Here is a 16,141-nt window from a genome sequence, read left to right as displayed (position 1 = left end):
GCGACTACGATCACGCCCCATGTATATCGGAGAACTCGCCCGACGCGCCGGCTGCTCGCCCAAGGCCGTCAGGCTCTATGAATCACGGGGCCTGCTCGGTGCCGTGGCGCGGGCAGGCAGCTACCGCGTGTATGGACAGCAGGATCTGGTGCTGGTGCAGCGCATCCGCCAGGCGCTGGGGCTGGGCTTTCGACTCGACGAGCTGCATGGCCTGCAGCGCCTGGACCACGCCGACAGCTGGGACGCGCTGGCCCGGCTGCTGCGCGGCCGCCGCGAGCAGGTGCAGGCGCAGATGCAGCACCTTCAGGGACTGCAGACGCAGCTGGCCGCACTGGAGCGTGAGCTGCTCGAATGCCGCCTGGAGCCGGCGGATTCCAGAGAACGCGCCTGCGAAACCGCCATGGCTTGATCCAGGGTCTTGACCCTGCCCCTTGGGGCAAGGCGAACATGGCCGCCATGTCTCCAAGCACCACGCACCCCCATCATCCCCAGCGCATCCTGATCATCCTCGGCCACCCGTCGGCCGGCAGCCTGTGCGCCGGCCTGGCCGATGCCTACGCCCAGGGCGCACGCGACAGCGGTGCCCAAGTGCGCACGCTGCGCCTGGGCGAACTGGAATTCGACCCGCTGCTGCGCGCCGGCTATCGCCAGGATCAGCCCCTGGAGCCTGACCTGCAGCAGGCCCAGGCCGACATCCTGTGGGCCAGCCACCTGGCCTGGGTCTATCCGACCTGGTGGGGCGGCCTGCCGGCCTTGCTCAAGGGCTTCATCGACCGCATCTTTCTGCCGGGCTTCGCCTTCAAGTACCGCAAGGGCTCGATGCTGTGGGACCGGCTGCTGGCCGGCCGCACCGCCGATCTGCTGGTGAGCATGGATTCCCCGCCCTGGTACTACCGCTGGCTGGCGCACATGCCGGGCCATCACCAGATGCGCCGTGCCATCCTGGAGTTCAGCGGCATCCGGCCCGTGCGCATACACAGTTTCGGACCCGTGCTCGGCGCCGATGCCGCACGCCGCCAGCAGTGGCTGGAGCAGGCGCAGGCAGCGGGCCGGCGCACGGCAGCACGTCCGGTCAAGGCCGCGACTTGAGCAATGCGTCAATGGCGGCTCGCCCCACCGACGGGTCGTCGGTGAAGATGCCATCGATGCCCGTGCGCAGGAAATCGTCCATGTCGGCGCGCGCATTGCCACGCCGGGCGCCGTCCTGTGCGGGCGGAGATTTCAGGCTCAGGGGAAGGAAGGCGTTCTCGGGCCGCAGCGTCCAGGGATGGACCAGCAGCCCCGCGCGATGGGCATCGGCCACCAGCGCAGTGGGCGCGGCATTCGCACCCTGCACCACGGGGATCACCATGCTTTTGCTCGGCCCTATGCCGTTGGCGTAGCGCGCAATCTCGGCCAGGCCTGCGGGCGTGACCATGTCGGCATAGCCGGGGCCCGTGCCGCGTGCCACGCTGTCATAGGGCTTGCCCTTGGGCGCCAGCAACTGCACCAGGCGCAGGCTGCTGCGCGCACGGATCCAGCGCAGGTTCTCGACCTCGAAGGACTGCACGAACACCGGCGCCTGCGCATGGTTCCAGCCGTTGTCCGCGAGCAGCTTGAGCAGCGCGGGCTCCAGCGGCAGGCCGATGGACTGGAAGTAGCTCGGGTGCTTGGTCTCGGGATAGATGCCGATGGTGCGGCTCGTGCGTGCGCTCTCGGCTCGGGCCAGGTCGATGACCTCCTGCAGCGTGGGCACCTCGAAACGGTCATTGAACTGCACATTCGCCGGGCGGATCGCCGGAATGCGTTCGCGCGCACGCAGCGTCTTCAGCTCGGCCAGCGTGAAATCCTCCACGAACCAGCCCGTGATCGCCTGCCCGTCGATGGTTTTGGTGGTCTTGCGCGCCGCGAACTCGGGGCGGTCGGCCACATTGGTCGTGGCCTCCTTGAGGCTGCCGTCGGCCGCGAGGATGGCGATGGCGTTCTCATGCCGCGCCACCAGCACGCCATCGCGCGTGATGACCAGGTCGGGCTCGATGAAGTCGGCGCCCGCGCGTATGGCCTCGCGGTATGCCTCCAGCGTGTGCTCTGGCCGCAGCGCCGATGCGCCGCGATGGGCGATCAGCGCGGGCCGGGGCGGCCAGTCGGCAGCGGCATCGCTTCGGGCGGGCGCCTGCGGTGCGGCGCAGCCGGCCACCAGCAGGCCGGCGGCCGCGCCGGCCAGGGCCAGCGCGCGGCGGCGTGGGAGGTTGTCCATGTCTGTCTCCGGGGTCTCGGGGCATCCGATTGTGCGCGCCGGGGATGACACGGGCATGGCCCGCCTGCGCTCAGGCGTGCTCGAAATGGAAGACCGCCGTGCCCGCCATGAGATTGGGCAGGGTACGCACGCTGCGGCCATCCTGCAGGCCGAAGGAGTCCAGTATGCGCAGCCGGTTCCGGGTGGCCAGCACCTCGAAGTCCTTGTAGGTGCCCACGCGGATGTTGGGCGTGTCATACCACTGGTAGGGCAGGCGCCGCGTCACCGGCATGCGCCCGCGCAGCACGGACAGGCGGTTGGGCCAGTGCGCGAAGTTGGGGAAGGCGACGATGCCCGCGCGCCCTATGCGCGCCGTCTCCTGCAGCATGGTCTCGGCATTGCGCAGATGCTGCAGCGTATCGATCTGCAGCACCACGTCGAAGCTGTTGTCCTGGAAGATGGCCAGGCCGTCCTCCAGATTCAGCTGCAGCACGTTCACGCCCCGGCGCACGCAGGCCAGCACGTTGGCGTCATCCAGCTCCACGCCGTAGCCGGTGCAGCCACGCTCGCGCTGAAGGTGCGACAGCAGGGCGCCATCGCCGCAGCCCAGGTCGAGCACGCGCGAGCCCTTGGGGATCAGGCGCGCAATCGCCTGCATGGTGTTCAGCTCGGTCATGCGGCCTCCTTGGCGGCTGTCGTGGTTTCCTGGGCGATGCCGTCGAAGTAGGAGCGCATCACGTTCATGTAGCGGGGGTCGTCGAGCAGGAAGGCGTCATGGCCGTGGGGCGCGTCGATCTCGGCATAGCTGACGTCGCGGTTGTTCTCCAGCAGCGACTTCACGATCTCGCGGCTGCGTGCGGGCGCGAAGCGCCAGTCGGTGGTGAAGCTGACCAGCAAAAAGCCGGCCTTGGCCACCGACAGCGCCTGGGTCAGGTCGCCGCCATGCGTGCGCGCCGGGTCGAAGTAGTCGAGCGCGCGCGTGATCAGCAGGTAGGTATTGGCGTCGAAGTAGCTGCTGAACTTCTCGCCCTGGTAGCGCAGGTAGCTCTCGATCTGGAACTCCACATCCTGCGTGCTGTACTTCAGGTCCAGGCCCTCCCTCAGCTGGCGGCCGAACTTCTGGTTCATCACGTCGTCGCTCAGGTAGGTGATGTGGCCGATCATGCGGGCGATGCGCAGGCCGCGCGCCGGCACCACGCCATGCTCGTAGAAATGCCCGCCATGGAAATCCGGATCGGTGACGATGGCGCGCCGCGCCACCTCGTTGAAGGCGATGTTCTCCGCATTGAGGTTGGGCGCGCTGGCCACGACCACGGCATGGCGCATGCGGTCCGGATGGCGCAGCGACCAGGACAGCGCCTGCATGCCACCCAGGCTGCCGCCCAGCACCGCGGCCAGCTGCGCTATGCCCAGCCGGTCCAGCAGCCGGGCCTGGGCGTCCACCCAATCCTCCACGGTGACCACGGGAAAGTCGGCGCCATAGATCCTGCCGGTGTCCGGATGCGTGTGCATGGGGCCCGTGGAGCCAAAGCACGAGCCCAGGTTGTTCACGCCGATCACGAAGAACCGGTTCGTGTCCACGGGCTTGCCGGGGCCGATCATGTTGTCCCACCAGCCCTCGCTCTTGGGCTGGCCCTCGTACACGCCGGCCACATGGTGGGAAGCGTTGAGCGCATGGCAGACCAGCACGGCATTGCTGCGGTCGGCGTTGAGCTGCCCGTAGGTCTCGTAGGCGAGGTCGTAGTCGCGGATCGAGCCGCCGCCCTGCAGCGGCAGCGGCTCGTCGAAGTGCATGGATTGTGGTGTGGCGATGAAGGACATGAAAAAACCCGGCATCGCTAAAAACGAGGCCGGGTTCTCTGGTGTCGTCTTTAGCTGGATTTATAAAGCGCCCGCAAGCAGAAGCAAATCGGCGCATGAAGAATCATTATGCCAAAACGCCTGCCCCCGGAAGGAACAGGGCCAGCACGCCCAGCACCAGGAAGATCACGGCCGAGATCACATGCACCAGCCGGATGGGCACGCGCTTGACCAGCTTGTCGCCCAGCCACACCACGGGAGCGTTGGCCAGCATCATGCCCAGCGTGGTGCCCGCCACCACCCACAGGTAGGCGTTGTACTTGGCCGCCAGCATCACGGTGGCAATCTGCGTCTTGTCGCCCATCTCGGCCAGGAAGAAGGCCACCAGCGTCGTGCCGAAGACGCCCCAGCGCGAATGCCCGGAGACCTCGTCCTCGTCGAGCTTGTCGGGAATCAGCATCCAGACCGCCATGGCGATGAAGGACAGGCCAAGAATCCAGCGCATGGCGTTCTCGCCAAGATAGCTGGTGATCCAGGCGCCCACGGCACCGGCCAGCGCATGGTTGACCAGGGTGGCCACGAAAATGCCCGCAACGATGGGCCAGGGTTTGCGAAAACGCGCGGCGAGCACCAGCGACAGCAGCTGGGTCTTGTCCCCCATCTCGGCAAGCGCGACGACGGAGGTTGAAATCAGGAAGGCTTCCATGGTGTGGGGATTTATCCGGCCGGATAGAGCACGCATTGACCACGCTCCGACTCCGGCCTTTGGATCGGTGCGCGGTCAATGGTCTCGATCGGTCACACGCAGCATTGCACTGCGCGCCGCATACGCCATAGGCCAGCGAAGGCCCAAGTTTGTTGACGCATGCATCCGGCTGCTGAGCCGAACGATCTACTCCCCAAAGACTGAGCCGGCGATCATAGCAGCCCTCGGATCTGCATGCCGGCCCCCACTGCCGCCAAGGCACTTGCTTATGCGCTGCCGCAATTTCAGGGTAACTCCCAGGGGCATTCTGTGGCGGGCACGACGAATTTTTGCGAAACAGTAATAACGTGCGAAAACTTCTGCCACATAATGGGCGAGCTTTCGTTCGGGCTTCGGCTCAATGAGTGCTAGTGCGTTTGCGTCTCTAACGTTGTCATCCCGTGTTGACTCCCTAGGGCTCCATCGCGTTTTCCAGTTTTTTCAGGAGTCCTCCATGGGCAACAAGCTTTACGTCGGCAACCTGCCGTACACCTTCCGTGACAGCGATCTGGAGCAAGCCTTCAGCGAATTCGGCGCCGTTAACAGCGCCAAGGTAATGATGGAGCGCGACACCGGCCGTTCCAAGGGTTTCGGCTTCGTCGAAATGGGCAGCGATGCCGAAGCACAAGCTGCTATCCAAGGCCTGCACGGCCAAAACCGCGGCGGCCGTGACCTGGTGGTCAACGAAGCCCGCCCGATGGAGCCCCGCGCTCCCCGTAGCGGCGGCTTCGGCGGCGGCTTCGGTGGTGGCGGCGGTGGCGGCTTCGGCGGTGGCAACCGCGACGGCGGCTACGGCGGTGGCCGTCGCAACAGCTACTAAGCTCTCGCTTAGAGCATGCGTTAGCAAAAAAAGGGGCCCTCTGGGCCCCTTTTTTGTTGCCAAACGTTATCAGCTTGTGTTTTCGAGCATTTATCTTTTTGATTTTTGTGCTTCATAATTTAGTTTCGGGCAGACCCGTTCGAACGCTATGTGTTTAGGAAGGTTGGCCAGGCTCTTGTATACAAGGAACCTGATGTCTGTGCGTCCTGAAGCCGAGCGCAAACCAGTGAGCATTGAGGAGTTGAGGAGTTTTTGATGGGCAATAAGCTTTACGTCGGCAACCTTCCCTATGGTGTGCGTGACAACGACTTGGAGCAGGCATTCAGCCAGTTCGGCGCTGTCACCAGCGCCCGGGTCATGATGGAGCGCGACACAGGCCGTTCCAAGGGATTCGGGTTTGTCGAGATGGGCAGTGATGCCGAGGCTCAGGCTGCCGTTCAGGGCATGAATGGCCAGCCATTGGGCGGACGCAGCCTCGTGGTGAACGAAGCACGTCCCATGGAGCCTCGTCCCCCGCGTTCGGGCGGCTTTGGCGGCGGTGGCGGCGGCTATGGCCGTGGTGATGGCGGCGGCGGTTACGGTGGCGGTGGCCGCGGTGATGGCGGTGGCTACGGACGCGGTGACGGTGGCGACCGTGGCGGCTATGGCCGTGGCGACGGCGGCGGTGGCGGCGGCTACGGCGGTCGTGGCGACGGCGGATTCCGCAGCCCTTATGGCTCCGGCCCCCGCAATGGCGGCCGTGGCGGCGGCTGGGGAAACAACAATAACAACGGGGAATGAGTTCCACGGTTCTCAGTGTTACCCCGAATCAAAAAGGCTCCTTCATGGAGCCTTTTTTACGCACAAGATGCGTGCATGAGCATATTCCGAACGGCAATGGGCATCAGGGATTTTCCAAATGCCGATGTTTGCGCTTCCGTCCTACAAGCAGCCTGTCGAATATCGCGTTGGGGAGAATTTTCATCAACCGCCCCACCCAGGCCATTTGCCATGGAATGATGACCAGACTGCGGCGAGCTTCAATGGCACGCCAGGCCCTTGCGGAAAACTCCTGCGGCTCCAATAGGAATGGCATGCCATAGCGGTTACCACGCGTGAGGGGTGTATCCACATAGCCAGGAAGCAATGTCGTGACTTTTACGCCACTACTGCGCAATTCACCGCGAAGGCTTTCGCAATAGGCAATGACTGCAGCCTTGCTGGCGCAATAAGCGCCGTGTCCTGGCAGGCCGCGCAGCCCGGCCACACTGGAAATTCCGACCAGTTGCCCGCTTCCACGCTGCACCATGGGTGCGATGAAGGGGTGGAAGCTGGCCACAACCCCCATCGTGTTGACGGCCAGCACCTGCTGCATGGTGTCGATGTCCTCGCGCATCGAGGTGTCCACGCCCCAGCTGACGCCAGCATTGGCGATCACGACATCGGGCAGGCCCTGCTGCTGCTCGCAGCGCCGGGCGGCGGCGATGATGCTGTCAGGCACGCCCACATCAGCCTCGTAGAGGGCGAAACGCGAGGAGTCCAGGCCCTGTTGCGCAGCCCACTGCGCCATCACGTCGCCGCGCCGAGCCACCAGCGCCAGCGACCAGCCTTGCTGGTAGGCGTGCCAGGCCAGGGCCTGGCCTATGCCGCTGGATGCGCCGGTGATGAAGGCCAGGGGTGCCGGGCTGCGCGAGGATGTCGTCATGGCTTGTTCTCCATCGGCATGCCTGCGCTTGCGCTGGCGCCTTACTTGGTCCTGGAAGGCTGCAGGGTGCCGCGCACGCGGCCCTGCAGTTTCATGACCAGATCCAGGTTGCTGTACTGCATGCTGTCGGCCGTGAAGCGGTCCTTGCCACGGGTCAGCACCACGGGCTGGTTGGAACTCACGCGCTCCTCGTTGGGCCAGGCGTGCAGGAATTCGCCCTGGAATTGCAACTGCGGCTGCGGCTGTTTACCTGCTGTCACAAATGGCTCGCGCGTGACGATGGCATTGCCGAACATCTGCACCTCGGAACCATCGGCATTGCTCAGCGCCCGGTTCGCACTGCCGCGCGTGATGCGGCCTTCGGGCGAGACCGCGAACATGCGGACGTTGTCGATTTCAAGCGTGTCGGTATCGGGATAGTGTCGGCCCATGCTGCCCTCGATCTGGCTCTTCAGACGCCCCGTGGCATCGAAGCTCTTGATCGAGAAATCCTTCATGAAATAGTCGGGCTCGTGCGCCACGGCCTTTTCGGTGCCGCTGGCCAGGGGCTGCGGCGCATTGCGCACCAGCCACCAGGTGCCCAGCGCCAGCAGGCCCATCAGCAGCACGGGCAGGGACAGGGAAAGCCGGTCACCGACGCGGCGCCAGGCCTGGGTCATGATGCGTATTCCGCCAGCAGCCCGGCATAGGCGCCACGCGCGGCCAGCAGCAGGTCGCACAGCTGGCGCACCGCTCCTTCACCGCCGCTGCGCGGCGTGACCCAATCGGCCACGGCCAGCACTTCGTCATGGGCGTTGACCGGTGCGCAGGCGAAGGCGGAGCGCCGCATCACGGGCAGGTCCGGCCAGTCGTCGCCCATGGCTGCCGCCTGGTGCCATTGCAGGCCCAGCTCCTTCAGGATGGCCTCGGCGGCAGGCACCTTGTCTTCCGTGCCAAAGCGCGCATGCGTGACGCCCAGATTGCTCAGCCGCAGGCGAAGCGCGGGCGAATCGCGGCCCGTCACCACGGCGGGCGTGATGCCAGCCTTTTGCAGCAGTTTCAGACCATGGCCGTCCAGCGTGTTGAAGCGCTTGAGCACTTCGCCTTCGCCAGAGAACAGCAGGCCGCCATCGGTCAGCACGCCATCGACATCGAAGAATGCCACCCGCACGTCCTGCGCCAGCAGCAGCAGTGGTGCGTCCCAGTTCTGCACGGGCGTCAAGGGAGCGCGTGCCATCAGATTACCTTGGCGCGCATCAGGTCGCGGATATGGACCACGCCGCGCAGCTGGTGCTGCGCATCGGCCACCAGCACGGCGGTGATGCCGTGCTCCTCCATCATGCTGGCGGCGTCGACGGCCAGCGCGTCTTCGGCGATGGTGCGGGGGCCCTTGTGCATGACATCGCCGGCCTGCAGCGCGCGCAGGTCGGTGCCGGCCTCGACACGGCGGCGCAGGTCTCCGTCGGTGAAGATGCCTTGCAGCACGCCTGCCGCATCGACGATGGCCGAGCAGCCCAGGCCCTTGGCGCTCATCTCGCGCATCAACTCGACAAAGCTGGCATCGGCCCCGACCTTGGGCAGCTCTTTGCCGCTGCGCATGACATCGCGCACATGGGTCAGCAGCTTGCGGCCCAGCGCGCCGCCCGGATGGGAGCGCGCAAAGTCCTCGGCGCCAAAGCCGCGTGCATCGAGCAGTGCCACGGCAAGGGCGTCGCCCATGGCCATCTGCGCGGTGGTGCTGGCCGTGGGTGCCAGGTTCAAAGGGCAGGCCTCGCGCTCCACACGGGTGTCCAGCACCCAGTCGGCATGGCGGGCCAGCGTGGACTGCGCGCCGCCGGTCATGGCCACCAGGGGTATGCCCTGGCGCTTGATGGCGGGCAGCAGCACGGTGAGTTCATCGGCCTCGCCGCTGTTGGACAGCGCCAGCACCAGATCGATGCCGGTCACCATGCCCAGGTCGCCATGGCTGGCCTCGCCCGGATGCACGAAGAAGGCGGGAGTGCCCGTGGATGCCAGGGTGGCCGCCACCTTGCGCCCGACGTGGCCACTCTTGCCCATGCCCATCACGACGACGCGGCCGGACAGGCTCAGGATGCGCTGCACCACTTCACCGAACACGCCATCCAGGCGCTGCGACATGGCAAGAAGGGCATCGGCCTCGATGCCCAGGGTGTCGCGGGCCAGGCGCAGGACCCTGGACGTATCCAGCGCGTTCAAGGTGGCAGCATCAGAATTCATCTGGAAGATTTTAGGCGGTCTGGCTACCCGGCGGCGGCGGCCCCATCGGGCGTCTGGGTACACTGGCCCGTTCTTTCCAGCCCCCGATCCAGCGCCATGCACACCACCCTCAGCGTCAACGACTACCTGCGATCGCACATACGCACCGTGCCCGACTGGCCGGCGCCCGGCGTGCAGTTCCGCGACATCACGCCGCTGCTGCAGGACCCCCAGGTCTTTCGCGTGATGACCGACGCCTTCGTGCACCGCTACATGCAGCGCGGCATGCGCCCCGACGTGGTGGCAGGGCTCGATGCACGCGGCTTCATCCTGGGTGCCGTGGTGGCCCACGAGCTGGGCGTTGGCTTTGTGCCCATCCGCAAGAAGGGCAAGCTGCCGTTCACCACGGTGGAGGAAACCTATGAGCTCGAATACGGCAGCGCCACGGTGGAGCTGCACACAGATGCCGTCAAGACCGGCGATCGCGTACTGCTGATCGACGACCTGATCGCCACCGGCGGCACCATGATGGCCGGCAAGAGATTGCTGGAAAAGCTGGGCGCCACGGTGATCGAGGGCGCGGCCATCGTGGATCTGCCCGAACTGGGCGGCTCCACCCTGCTGCGCGATGGCGGCCTGCCGCTGTTCACGCTGGTGGATTTCGCCGGCCACTGAATCAGGCCGGCGCCCGGTCAGCGCAGTTCGCCGTACTGGGTGACACCCAGGTCCAGATGGTCCAGCGTGCTGTGGTGAAAGTCCGCGCCGCGTTCGCCTGCGCCCGGCCCGAGCAAGGGGCCCGAGCGGCGCACGCCGGCGGGCGCCGCAGCTGCAGAGCCCGCACCACGTGCTGCAGCGGGCATGGCCGCCACGGCCATCTTGAAGGCGGCCATTTCCTGGTCGTCTATGGGCTCGAACGGCGCCGTGTCCTGCCTGCGGCGCTGGGGCGCCACGGCCTCCATCGCAGCCACGGCGGGGACGGCCACGGGCTGGACGGGACGCGGTGTGCGCACGGCCACGGAATGCACCTGGGCCTGGGCGGCGGCGTTCTGGTCGCTGACCCGCCAGTACACGGCTGTCACGACCGCGCCCATGCGGGCCTTGGCCGCCTGGGCCAGCATGGCCTCGATCTCGCTGAGCCGAGCGGTTTCGCTGGCATAGGCCCGTGCCAGGTCCATCATCACCACGAAGCGCTGGCCCACGCTGTCCAGCGAGAGCACCTTGAACTTGTAGCTGGCCGACAACACCCCGGCACGCACCATGACATCGCGCACCACGCCATAGAGCTGCTCACGGCGCTCGGACCGCTCGCTGCGGCGCCCGGCCGCGACGGCATCACGGCGTGCCGCGGGGTTGGCCTGGCCATCGTTTCCAGGCGAACCACGACCCTGTTCGGGCAAAGGCTTGCGGGAAAACCAGTTGAACACAGACATGGGGGCTCTCATTGTCACGAATAGTCACAAACTCGCGGCATTGTGCCTGCAACTTGGCGACATTTTGAGCACAGGTGTTGCAAAAACCGCTGTATCAATTTGTCGCAGAGCAAAGCCCGGTCTGTAATCCCACCCGGCCCCCGGAGAGCCTTCGCCCAAGTGCCGTTCAGGTGCTGCTCAGGTGCTCGCCACCCGGCGGCGGCTGTCCACCGCGCGTCGCGCCAGGACCTGGCCGGCGGCCATGACCAGGGCCAGCGCCACCCCGGGCTGGCGGTTGCTGAGTTCGGCGAAGCGCATGGCCGTCAGGCACCACAGGCGCCCCGGCGCGGCAGCCTGCACGGTGGCGTGGCGCGCGCGGTGCGCGAAGAAGGCTCCCTCGCCCAGGATGGAGCCCGGACCGACGATGGCCAGGCGGATGCGCTCCTTGGCATCCTGGTAGTGCACGCTGAGGCTGCCGGACTCCACGAAGTACAGATTGCGGTCCAGCGAACCTTCGGCAAACAGCAGCTCGCCCGCGGCCAGAGTGACGGGCACCAGGTAAGGTGCCAGCAGATCCCACTGCTCCGAGGTCAGCGCGTTCTGCACACCGTCGACAGCCACGGCCGACGACATGGCCTGGGCCAAAGGCCGCAAATCATTGTGGGAGGAAGAAGACATGGCGGATCCGGTTCGAAGTGGGCCGCGTACCCGCTCCGGGACGGCACCCGGCGACAGGCAGCGGCAAGGGCCGCTGCGGCACGCCGCATGCTAAGCGACGGCAGCCGGCACGCCAATGCCGGCGCGTGGGTTTTCGACGGCAAATTTTGTAGCAAAAGATAAATATTGCCGCCATCCCATCAGCCGTGCTGGGCATGCCGCGCACAGCCCGCATCCCCTCTTGTCACTTGCCAATGCAAAAGCTCGAGAAGATCACACCCAGCAGGTCATCAGAGCTGAATTCCCCGGTGATGGAGTTCAGCGAGACCTGGGCCAGGCGCAGTTCCTCGGCCAGCAGGTCCAGATGGGCGGCCTGGGCCGCCAGCTGCAGCTCGGCCTCTTCCAGGTGCGCGGCCACGGCCTGCAGCGCCTCCACATGGCGTGCGCGCGCCAGGTACAGGCCTTCGGGGGCGGACTGCCATCCGGCCACATCCAGCAGGCGCCGGCGCAGCGCATCCAGGCCGTCGCCGGTGCGTGCCGACAGCGCCACGCTGCCTTCGCGCCCGCCATGCACCTGCAGCTGGGCCGGCTCGGCGCGATCGGTCTTGTTCCAGACATCGATCACGGGCACCTGGCCCGGCAGCTTCTGGGCCAGGGTTTCGGCGATGGCCGCGTCTGCGGCCAGATAGTCGTTGTCGCCCATGCGCGTGAGGTCGTGCAGGAAGAGCACGGCATCGGCCGCGGCGATCTCCTCCCAGGCGCGGGCGATGCCGATGCGCTCGACCTCGTCGCTGCTCTCGCGCAGGCCGGCTGTGTCTATCACGTGCAGCGGCACGCCCTCGATCTGGATGGTCTGCTGCACCTTGTCGCGCGTGGTGCCGGCGATGGGCGTGACGATGGCCAGCTCGGCACCGGCCAGCGCATTGAGCAGCGAGCTCTTGCCCGCATTGGGCTGCCCTGCGATCACGACCTTGATGCCTTCGCGCAGCAGCGCACCCTGGTGGGCGCGCGACAGCACCTGGTCCAGCTTGCCGCGCAGCCGCGCGAGCTGGCCGCTGGCATCGGCCTTTTGCAGGAAGTCGATCTCTTCCTCGGGAAAGTCCAGCGTGGCCTCGACCAGCATGCGCAGGTGCACCAGCGCATCGCGCAGGCCATGGATCTCCTCGGAGAAGGCTCCCGACAGCGAGCGGCTCGCGCTGCGCGCGGCGGCCTCGGTGCTGGCGTCGATCAGGTCGGCAATGGCTTCGGCCTGGGCCAGATCGATCTTGTCGTTGAGAAAGGCACGTTCGGTGAATTCCCCAGGCTGGGCCAGGCGCAGGCCAGGCAGTACGCTGCGATGGCCTTCGAGAGGCTCTTGCGCCGCCTCCAGGCAGCGTGCCAGCAGCAGCTGCAGCACGACCGGGCCGCCGTGGGCCTGCAGCTCCAGCACGTCCTCGCCGGTGTAGCTGTGCGGCGCCGGGAAGAACAGGGCCAGGCCGTGGTCTATGGGTCCGCCTGCGGCATCGCGCAACGGCAGGTAGGTGGCCTCGCGCGGCTTGAGGTCGCGCCCGCACAGCACCCGCACCAGCGGCGCCACCCCCTTGCCGGAGACGCGCACGATGCCCACGGCGCCGCGCCCCGGAGCGGTGGCGATGGCGGCAATGGGGTCGTTGTGGCGGGGCAGCATGGATGGAGCTTTCTTGGGAAGGGATTTCAGGCCGCCGATGATAGGCCGCCCATGAAAAAAGCCCGCCGAAGCGGGCTTTGGAGCCAGGGCCTTCGCAGGCTTACTTGGCAGGCTTGGTCTTGCCGAAGTTGGGCAGATTGAACTGCGGCGGCACGCCCATGCGGGTGTTGATGATCCACTGCTGGGCAATGGACAGGATGTTGTTCGTCAGCCAGTACAGCACCAGGCCGGCCGGGAAGAAGAAGAACATCACGCTGAAGACCAGGGGCATGATCCACATCATCTTGGCCTGCATCGGATCCGGCGGAGCGGGGTTCAGCGCGGTCTGCAGCAGCGACGACAGGGTCATCAGCACGGGCAGGATGAACAGCGGGTCCTTGGCCGACAGGTCGGTGATCCAGCCGATCCAGGGGGCGTTGCGGATTTCCACGCTGGACAGCAGCACCCAGTACAGCGCGATGAACACCGGGATCTGGATGATGATGGGCAGGCAGCCGCCCATGGGGTTGACCTTTTCCTCGCGGTAGATGCGCATCATCTCCTGCTGCATCTGCTGGGGCTTGTCCTTGAGGCGCTCGCGCATTTCCATGATGCGCGGGTTGATGGCCTTCATCTTGGCCATCGAGGAGTAGGCCTTGGCATTGAGCCAGTAGAAGGCGATCTTCAGCAGCAGCACCAGGGCCACGATGGACCAGCCCCAGTTGCCCAGGAAACCGTGCAGCTTGTCCAGCAGCCAGTACAGCGGCTTGGCCAGGATGGTCAGCCAGCCATAGTCCTTGACCAGTTCCAGGCCGGGGGCCAGAGCCTCCAGGCGCTTTTCGATCTGGGGTCCGGCAAACAGGCGCGCTTCCACGCTCTTGCTCTGGCCGGGCTCGATGGTGCCCACGGGCGTGATCATGCCGACGGCGTAGAGGTTGCTGTCCACCTTGCGCAGGAAGTTCTCGCGCTGCACGCCTTCGGCCAGCAGCCAGGCGCTGGCAAAGTAATGCTGGACCATGGCCACGTAGCCGCCCGAGGACGACTTCTCGACGCTGGCCTTGCCGTTTTCGATGTCCTTGAACTCGACCTTCTGGTACTTCTTCTCGTCGGTGTAGACGGCCGGGCCCGTGAAGGTGGAGTACATGGTGGACTCTTCGCCTTCGGGCTTGTTGCCGTCGCGCACCAGCTGCAGGTACAGCTGCGGGTTCACGGCAGTCGTGCCGGTGTTCACCACTTCATGGCGCACGCCGATGTCGTAGGCACCGCGCTTGAGCGTCCAGATCTTGACCAGCTTCACGCCGCCCATGTCGGGCGACTCGAAGCGAAGCTCCATCTGGTCCTCGCCGTCCTTGAGCTCGCGTGCACCGGGCAGCGCGGTCATGGTCGTCTTGTGCGTGGGGAAACCGCCGCCGATCAGGCCCGACTGGCCCAGATACACACGGTGCACGCTCTCGTCGAACAGCACGACCGGCTTGTCCTTGTGGGCGGAATCGGCGTACTTGAGCAGCTCGGCATGGCGCAGCGTGCCGCCCTGGCTGTCGAAGGTCAGGCGCAGCACGTCGGTGCTGATGGTCACGTTCTGGCGCGGGGCAGCCTCGGGCGCGGCAGCGCCGCCAGGCACTTCGCCGGCACCGGCCGTTGCCGCAGTCGCTGCCGAGGGCACGCTGGCGTCGCCGGGCGCCTTGCCCGTTTCAGGTGCCGGGGCCGTGGCCACGGCCGGCGCGGGGAAGAAAGTGGCCTTCTTGCCGTTGTGCACTTGCCATTTGTCCCATAGCAAGACCAGCGAAAAGCCAAATATCACCCACAGGATGGTGCGGCGAATATCGTTCATGAAGACTTCTTAGGTGAGGAAGGTTGGGTGTTTTCGGGCGCAGCCGTCAGGCTGGTGAACAGCCTGGGCTTGTGCTCTGGCACAGGGTCATGCCCCCCGTCACACCACGGATGACAGCGCACCAGTCGGCGCAGTGTCAGGTAGGAGCCTACCGCAGCGCCGTGTTGCTCCAGCGCTTCAAGGGAATAGGCAGAGCAGGTCGGCGTGAAGCGGCAGGCCGAGCCCAGCCAGGGACTGAGCATCAGCCGATAGCCACGCACCAGCGCCATCAGCAGCCGCTGCATCATGGCGTGGCTCCGGCAGGCTCGCCAGCGGCAGCGGCCGGCTCCTGCGCTGGCTGAGGCAACCCGGGTGCCGGCTGCGACAGGCGTTTCGCGGCATGGGCGAACAGCTGCTGCAGCTCGGCACGAACCGCCTGCTTGAGCACATCGGACGTGGCGCTCACGAACTGGCGCCGGTCAAAGCCCGAGCGCAATCGCACCACATGCGCGCCATGGAGCATCAAGGCCTCGTGCTCGCCGCCCACGGCGTAGATCTGCCGCTTGATGGTGTGGCGTGTCACCGATCGGCGCGCCCAGCGCTTGGGCACCATGGCACCCAGCCAGGCATCCCGGCGCACCGCGCCAACGCCGAACAGGGCCTGCGGATCTTGCGATCCGGGCCCTGTCGGTGGCGGCATGGCAGCGACCTGCTCCGTCAGAACGAGACGGTGCAGGGCGAAGTGCGCGGTACGCGAAATCGTACCGGCAGCCATGGCGGCCTGAAACTGCGGACGTGTTTTCAGCCGTTGCATTCCAGCACCCCTTTCAGGGGTTCAGTGCAGCGAGCAAACCGCCCAGCAATGGCTGGCCTTAGACGGCCAGACGCTTGCGGCCCTTGGCGCGGCGAGCGTTGATCACGGCGCGGCCGCCCTTGGTCTTCATGCGGACCAGAAAGCCGTGGGTGCGGGCGCGACGGGTCTTGGAGGGTTGGTAAGTACGTTTCATGTTGGTTCCTAGAGAAGGTTCAGTTTTGCACCGGTCCCGTATCCGGCACGCTACACGCAGTGCAGCCAGCAGCCGCCACAAAGGCAAACCGCCAGGCCACCTGCCAAAAATCTGCACGATGCACTTGCCATGTGCGGCCAGGAGCGCGAACCG

General features: G+C 66.2%; 20 protein-coding genes. 5 read left to right on the top strand and 15 right to left on the bottom strand.

Annotation, left to right across the window (positions count from 1 at the left end):
* Positions 1-19: 19 nt before the first annotated feature.
* Together ACF8ME_RS11160 and ACF8ME_RS11155 are read left to right on the top strand one after the other, a co-directional pair.
* A complete protein-coding gene (locus ACF8ME_RS11160; protein ID WP_016447240.1) occupies positions 20-409 on the top strand; it encodes a MerR family transcriptional regulator in 390 nt (129 codons plus the stop codon).
* 38 nt (positions 410-447) lie between these two features.
* Positions 448-1,089 carry an NAD(P)H-dependent oxidoreductase gene (locus ACF8ME_RS11155; protein ID WP_016447241.1) on the top strand — a complete coding sequence of 214 codons (642 nt, stop codon included), beginning with the start codon at positions 448-450 and terminating at the stop codon, positions 1,087-1,089.
* On the opposite strand, the gene ACF8ME_RS11150 is transcribed toward ACF8ME_RS11155, so the two are convergent.
* The 4 genes from ACF8ME_RS11150 to ACF8ME_RS11135 form a co-directional block, all read right to left on the bottom strand.
* On the bottom strand, positions 1,073-2,236 hold the full coding sequence (locus tag ACF8ME_RS11150; RefSeq protein WP_392407009.1) for a glycerophosphodiester phosphodiesterase: 1,164 nt from the start codon (positions 2,234-2,236) through the stop codon (positions 1,073-1,075). The genes ACF8ME_RS11155 and ACF8ME_RS11150 overlap by 17 nt on opposite strands.
* A gap of 70 nt (positions 2,237-2,306) precedes the next feature.
* Complete coding sequence (metW, locus tag ACF8ME_RS11145) at positions 2,307-2,891, bottom strand: methionine biosynthesis protein MetW (protein WP_012207840.1); 585 nt, start codon at positions 2,889-2,891, stop codon at positions 2,307-2,309.
* The gene (locus ACF8ME_RS11140; protein WP_392413377.1) at positions 2,888-4,036 is read right to left on the bottom strand and encodes a homoserine O-acetyltransferase; all 1,149 of its coding nucleotides are present in this window, start codon (positions 4,034-4,036) and stop codon (positions 2,888-2,890) included. The genes metW and ACF8ME_RS11140 overlap by 4 nt, the downstream gene beginning before the upstream one ends.
* A gap of 106 nt (positions 4,037-4,142) precedes the next feature.
* The gene (locus ACF8ME_RS11135; RefSeq protein ID WP_034348253.1) at positions 4,143-4,721 is read right to left on the bottom strand and encodes a TMEM165/GDT1 family protein; all 579 of its coding nucleotides are present in this window, start codon (positions 4,719-4,721) and stop codon (positions 4,143-4,145) included.
* A 493-nt stretch (positions 4,722-5,214) separates the two neighbouring features.
* Here ACF8ME_RS11135 and ACF8ME_RS11130 point away from each other — a divergent pair, with 493 nt between their 5' ends.
* Positions 5,215-5,580: an RNA-binding protein gene (locus ACF8ME_RS11130; RefSeq protein ID WP_016447246.1), complete on the top strand. Its 366-nt coding sequence runs from the start codon at positions 5,215-5,217 to the stop codon at positions 5,578-5,580.
* 255 nt (positions 5,581-5,835) lie between these two features.
* Entirely contained in the window at positions 5,836-6,360 is a 525-nt protein-coding gene (locus ACF8ME_RS11125) for an RNA recognition motif domain-containing protein (protein ID WP_392416415.1), read from the top strand.
* A 103-nt stretch (positions 6,361-6,463) separates the two neighbouring features.
* On the opposite strand, the gene ACF8ME_RS11120 is transcribed toward ACF8ME_RS11125, so the two are convergent.
* The 4 genes from ACF8ME_RS11120 to ACF8ME_RS11105 are packed head-to-tail and all read right to left on the bottom strand — an operon-like array spanning position 6,464 to position 9,481.
* On the bottom strand, positions 6,464-7,264 hold the full coding sequence (locus ACF8ME_RS11120) for an SDR family oxidoreductase (RefSeq protein ID WP_016447248.1): 801 nt from the start codon (positions 7,262-7,264) through the stop codon (positions 6,464-6,466).
* A gap of 41 nt (positions 7,265-7,305) precedes the next feature.
* Positions 7,306-7,923: an LPS export ABC transporter periplasmic protein LptC gene (lptC, locus tag ACF8ME_RS11115; protein ID WP_392416412.1), complete on the bottom strand. Its 618-nt coding sequence runs from the start codon at positions 7,921-7,923 to the stop codon at positions 7,306-7,308.
* Positions 7,920-8,480, bottom strand: coding sequence for a KdsC family phosphatase (locus ACF8ME_RS11110; RefSeq protein ID WP_392416411.1), 561 nt, complete (start codon positions 8,478-8,480; stop codon positions 7,920-7,922). The genes lptC and ACF8ME_RS11110 overlap by 4 nt, the downstream gene beginning before the upstream one ends.
* On the bottom strand, positions 8,480-9,481 hold the full coding sequence (locus tag ACF8ME_RS11105; RefSeq protein ID WP_016447251.1) for an SIS domain-containing protein: 1,002 nt from the start codon (positions 9,479-9,481) through the stop codon (positions 8,480-8,482). The genes ACF8ME_RS11110 and ACF8ME_RS11105 overlap by 1 nt, the downstream gene beginning before the upstream one ends.
* Before the next feature lie 96 nt (positions 9,482-9,577).
* Between ACF8ME_RS11105 and ACF8ME_RS11100 the strand changes: the two genes are divergently transcribed.
* On the top strand, positions 9,578-10,135 hold the full coding sequence (locus tag ACF8ME_RS11100; protein ID WP_017405006.1) for an adenine phosphoribosyltransferase: 558 nt from the start codon (positions 9,578-9,580) through the stop codon (positions 10,133-10,135).
* A gap of 17 nt (positions 10,136-10,152) precedes the next feature.
* Here ACF8ME_RS11100 and ACF8ME_RS11095 read toward each other — a convergent pair whose 3' ends face one another.
* The 7 genes from ACF8ME_RS11095 to rpmH all read right to left on the bottom strand — a co-directional run bounded on the left by ACF8ME_RS11095 (position 10,153) and on the right by rpmH (position 15,988).
* Complete coding sequence (locus ACF8ME_RS11095) at positions 10,153-10,890, bottom strand: hypothetical protein (RefSeq protein ID WP_016447253.1); 738 nt, start codon at positions 10,888-10,890, stop codon at positions 10,153-10,155.
* 177 nt (positions 10,891-11,067) lie between these two features.
* Positions 11,068-11,547 (bottom strand): Crp/Fnr family transcriptional regulator, encoded by a 480-nt coding sequence (locus ACF8ME_RS11090; protein ID WP_016447254.1) that lies wholly within the window; start codon positions 11,545-11,547, stop codon positions 11,068-11,070.
* A gap of 223 nt (positions 11,548-11,770) precedes the next feature.
* On the bottom strand, positions 11,771-13,192 hold the full coding sequence (gene mnmE, locus ACF8ME_RS11085) for a tRNA uridine-5-carboxymethylaminomethyl(34) synthesis GTPase MnmE (protein WP_034365454.1): 1,422 nt from the start codon (positions 13,190-13,192) through the stop codon (positions 11,771-11,773).
* A gap of 100 nt (positions 13,193-13,292) precedes the next feature.
* Entirely contained in the window at positions 13,293-15,002 is a 1,710-nt protein-coding gene (gene yidC / locus ACF8ME_RS11080; RefSeq protein WP_016447256.1) for a membrane protein insertase YidC, read from the bottom strand.
* A complete protein-coding gene (gene yidD, locus ACF8ME_RS11075; protein WP_392416409.1) occupies positions 14,999-15,289 on the bottom strand; it encodes a membrane protein insertion efficiency factor YidD in 291 nt (96 codons plus the stop codon). The genes yidC and yidD overlap by 4 nt, the downstream gene beginning before the upstream one ends.
* Positions 15,286-15,795 (bottom strand): ribonuclease P protein component, encoded by a 510-nt coding sequence (locus tag ACF8ME_RS11070; protein ID WP_017407041.1) that lies wholly within the window; start codon positions 15,793-15,795, stop codon positions 15,286-15,288. The genes yidD and ACF8ME_RS11070 overlap by 4 nt, the downstream gene beginning before the upstream one ends.
* A 58-nt stretch (positions 15,796-15,853) precedes the next feature.
* Entirely contained in the window at positions 15,854-15,988 is a 135-nt protein-coding gene (gene rpmH / locus ACF8ME_RS11065; RefSeq protein ID WP_012207856.1) for a 50S ribosomal protein L34, read from the bottom strand.
* Positions 15,989-16,141 lie beyond the last annotated feature (153 nt).

Source organism: Delftia sp. WSY_7 (assembly GCF_043104845.1).
GTDB lineage: Bacteria > Pseudomonadota > Gammaproteobacteria > Burkholderiales > Burkholderiaceae_C > Comamonas > Comamonas tsuruhatensis.
The sequence above is the reverse complement of the archived record's forward strand: the minus strand, read 5'-3'. Positions and strand labels throughout refer to the sequence as shown.

What these genes read in the sequence shown, in the direction of transcription:
- lptC (WP_392416412.1), bottom strand. Translation starts at nt 7,923, where the DNA reads ATGACCCAGGCCTGGCGCCGCGTCGGTGACCGGCTTTCCCTGTCCCTG.
- ACF8ME_RS11130 (WP_016447246.1), top strand. Translation starts at nt 5,215, where the DNA reads ATGGGCAACAAGCTTTACGTCGGCAACCTGCCGTACACCTTCCGTGAC.
- ACF8ME_RS11110 (WP_392416411.1), bottom strand. Translation starts at nt 8,480, where the DNA reads ATGGCACGCGCTCCCTTGACGCCCGTGCAGAACTGGGACGCACCACTG.
- metW (WP_012207840.1), bottom strand. Translation starts at nt 2,891, where the DNA reads ATGACCGAGCTGAACACCATGCAGGCGATTGCGCGCCTGATCCCCAAG.
- yidC (WP_016447256.1), bottom strand. Translation starts at nt 15,002, where the DNA reads ATGAACGATATTCGCCGCACCATCCTGTGGGTGATATTTGGCTTTTCG.
- mnmE (WP_034365454.1), bottom strand. Translation starts at nt 13,192, where the DNA reads ATGCTGCCCCGCCACAACGACCCCATTGCCGCCATCGCCACCGCTCCG.
- ACF8ME_RS11090 (WP_016447254.1), bottom strand. Translation starts at nt 11,547, where the DNA reads ATGTCTTCTTCCTCCCACAATGATTTGCGGCCTTTGGCCCAGGCCATG.
- ACF8ME_RS11095 (WP_016447253.1), bottom strand. Translation starts at nt 10,890, where the DNA reads ATGTCTGTGTTCAACTGGTTTTCCCGCAAGCCTTTGCCCGAACAGGGT.
- yidD (WP_392416409.1), bottom strand. Translation starts at nt 15,289, where the DNA reads ATGATGCAGCGGCTGCTGATGGCGCTGGTGCGTGGCTATCGGCTGATG.
- ACF8ME_RS11105 (WP_016447251.1), bottom strand. Translation starts at nt 9,481, where the DNA reads ATGAATTCTGATGCTGCCACCTTGAACGCGCTGGATACGTCCAGGGTC.
- ACF8ME_RS11140 (WP_392413377.1), bottom strand. Translation starts at nt 4,036, where the DNA reads ATGTCCTTCATCGCCACACCACAATCCATGCACTTCGACGAGCCGCTG.
- ACF8ME_RS11150 (WP_392407009.1), bottom strand. Translation starts at nt 2,236, where the DNA reads ATGGACAACCTCCCACGCCGCCGCGCGCTGGCCCTGGCCGGCGCGGCC.
- rpmH (WP_012207856.1), bottom strand. Translation starts at nt 15,988, where the DNA reads ATGAAACGTACTTACCAACCCTCCAAGACCCGTCGCGCCCGCACCCAC.
- ACF8ME_RS11100 (WP_017405006.1), top strand. Translation starts at nt 9,578, where the DNA reads ATGCACACCACCCTCAGCGTCAACGACTACCTGCGATCGCACATACGC.
- ACF8ME_RS11125 (WP_392416415.1), top strand. Translation starts at nt 5,836, where the DNA reads ATGGGCAATAAGCTTTACGTCGGCAACCTTCCCTATGGTGTGCGTGAC.
- ACF8ME_RS11135 (WP_034348253.1), bottom strand. Translation starts at nt 4,721, where the DNA reads ATGGAAGCCTTCCTGATTTCAACCTCCGTCGTCGCGCTTGCCGAGATG.
- ACF8ME_RS11070 (WP_017407041.1), bottom strand. Translation starts at nt 15,795, where the DNA reads ATGCAACGGCTGAAAACACGTCCGCAGTTTCAGGCCGCCATGGCTGCC.
- ACF8ME_RS11160 (WP_016447240.1), top strand. Translation starts at nt 20, where the DNA reads ATGTATATCGGAGAACTCGCCCGACGCGCCGGCTGCTCGCCCAAGGCC.
- ACF8ME_RS11155 (WP_016447241.1), top strand. Translation starts at nt 448, where the DNA reads ATGGCCGCCATGTCTCCAAGCACCACGCACCCCCATCATCCCCAGCGC.
- ACF8ME_RS11120 (WP_016447248.1), bottom strand. Translation starts at nt 7,264, where the DNA reads ATGACGACATCCTCGCGCAGCCCGGCACCCCTGGCCTTCATCACCGGC.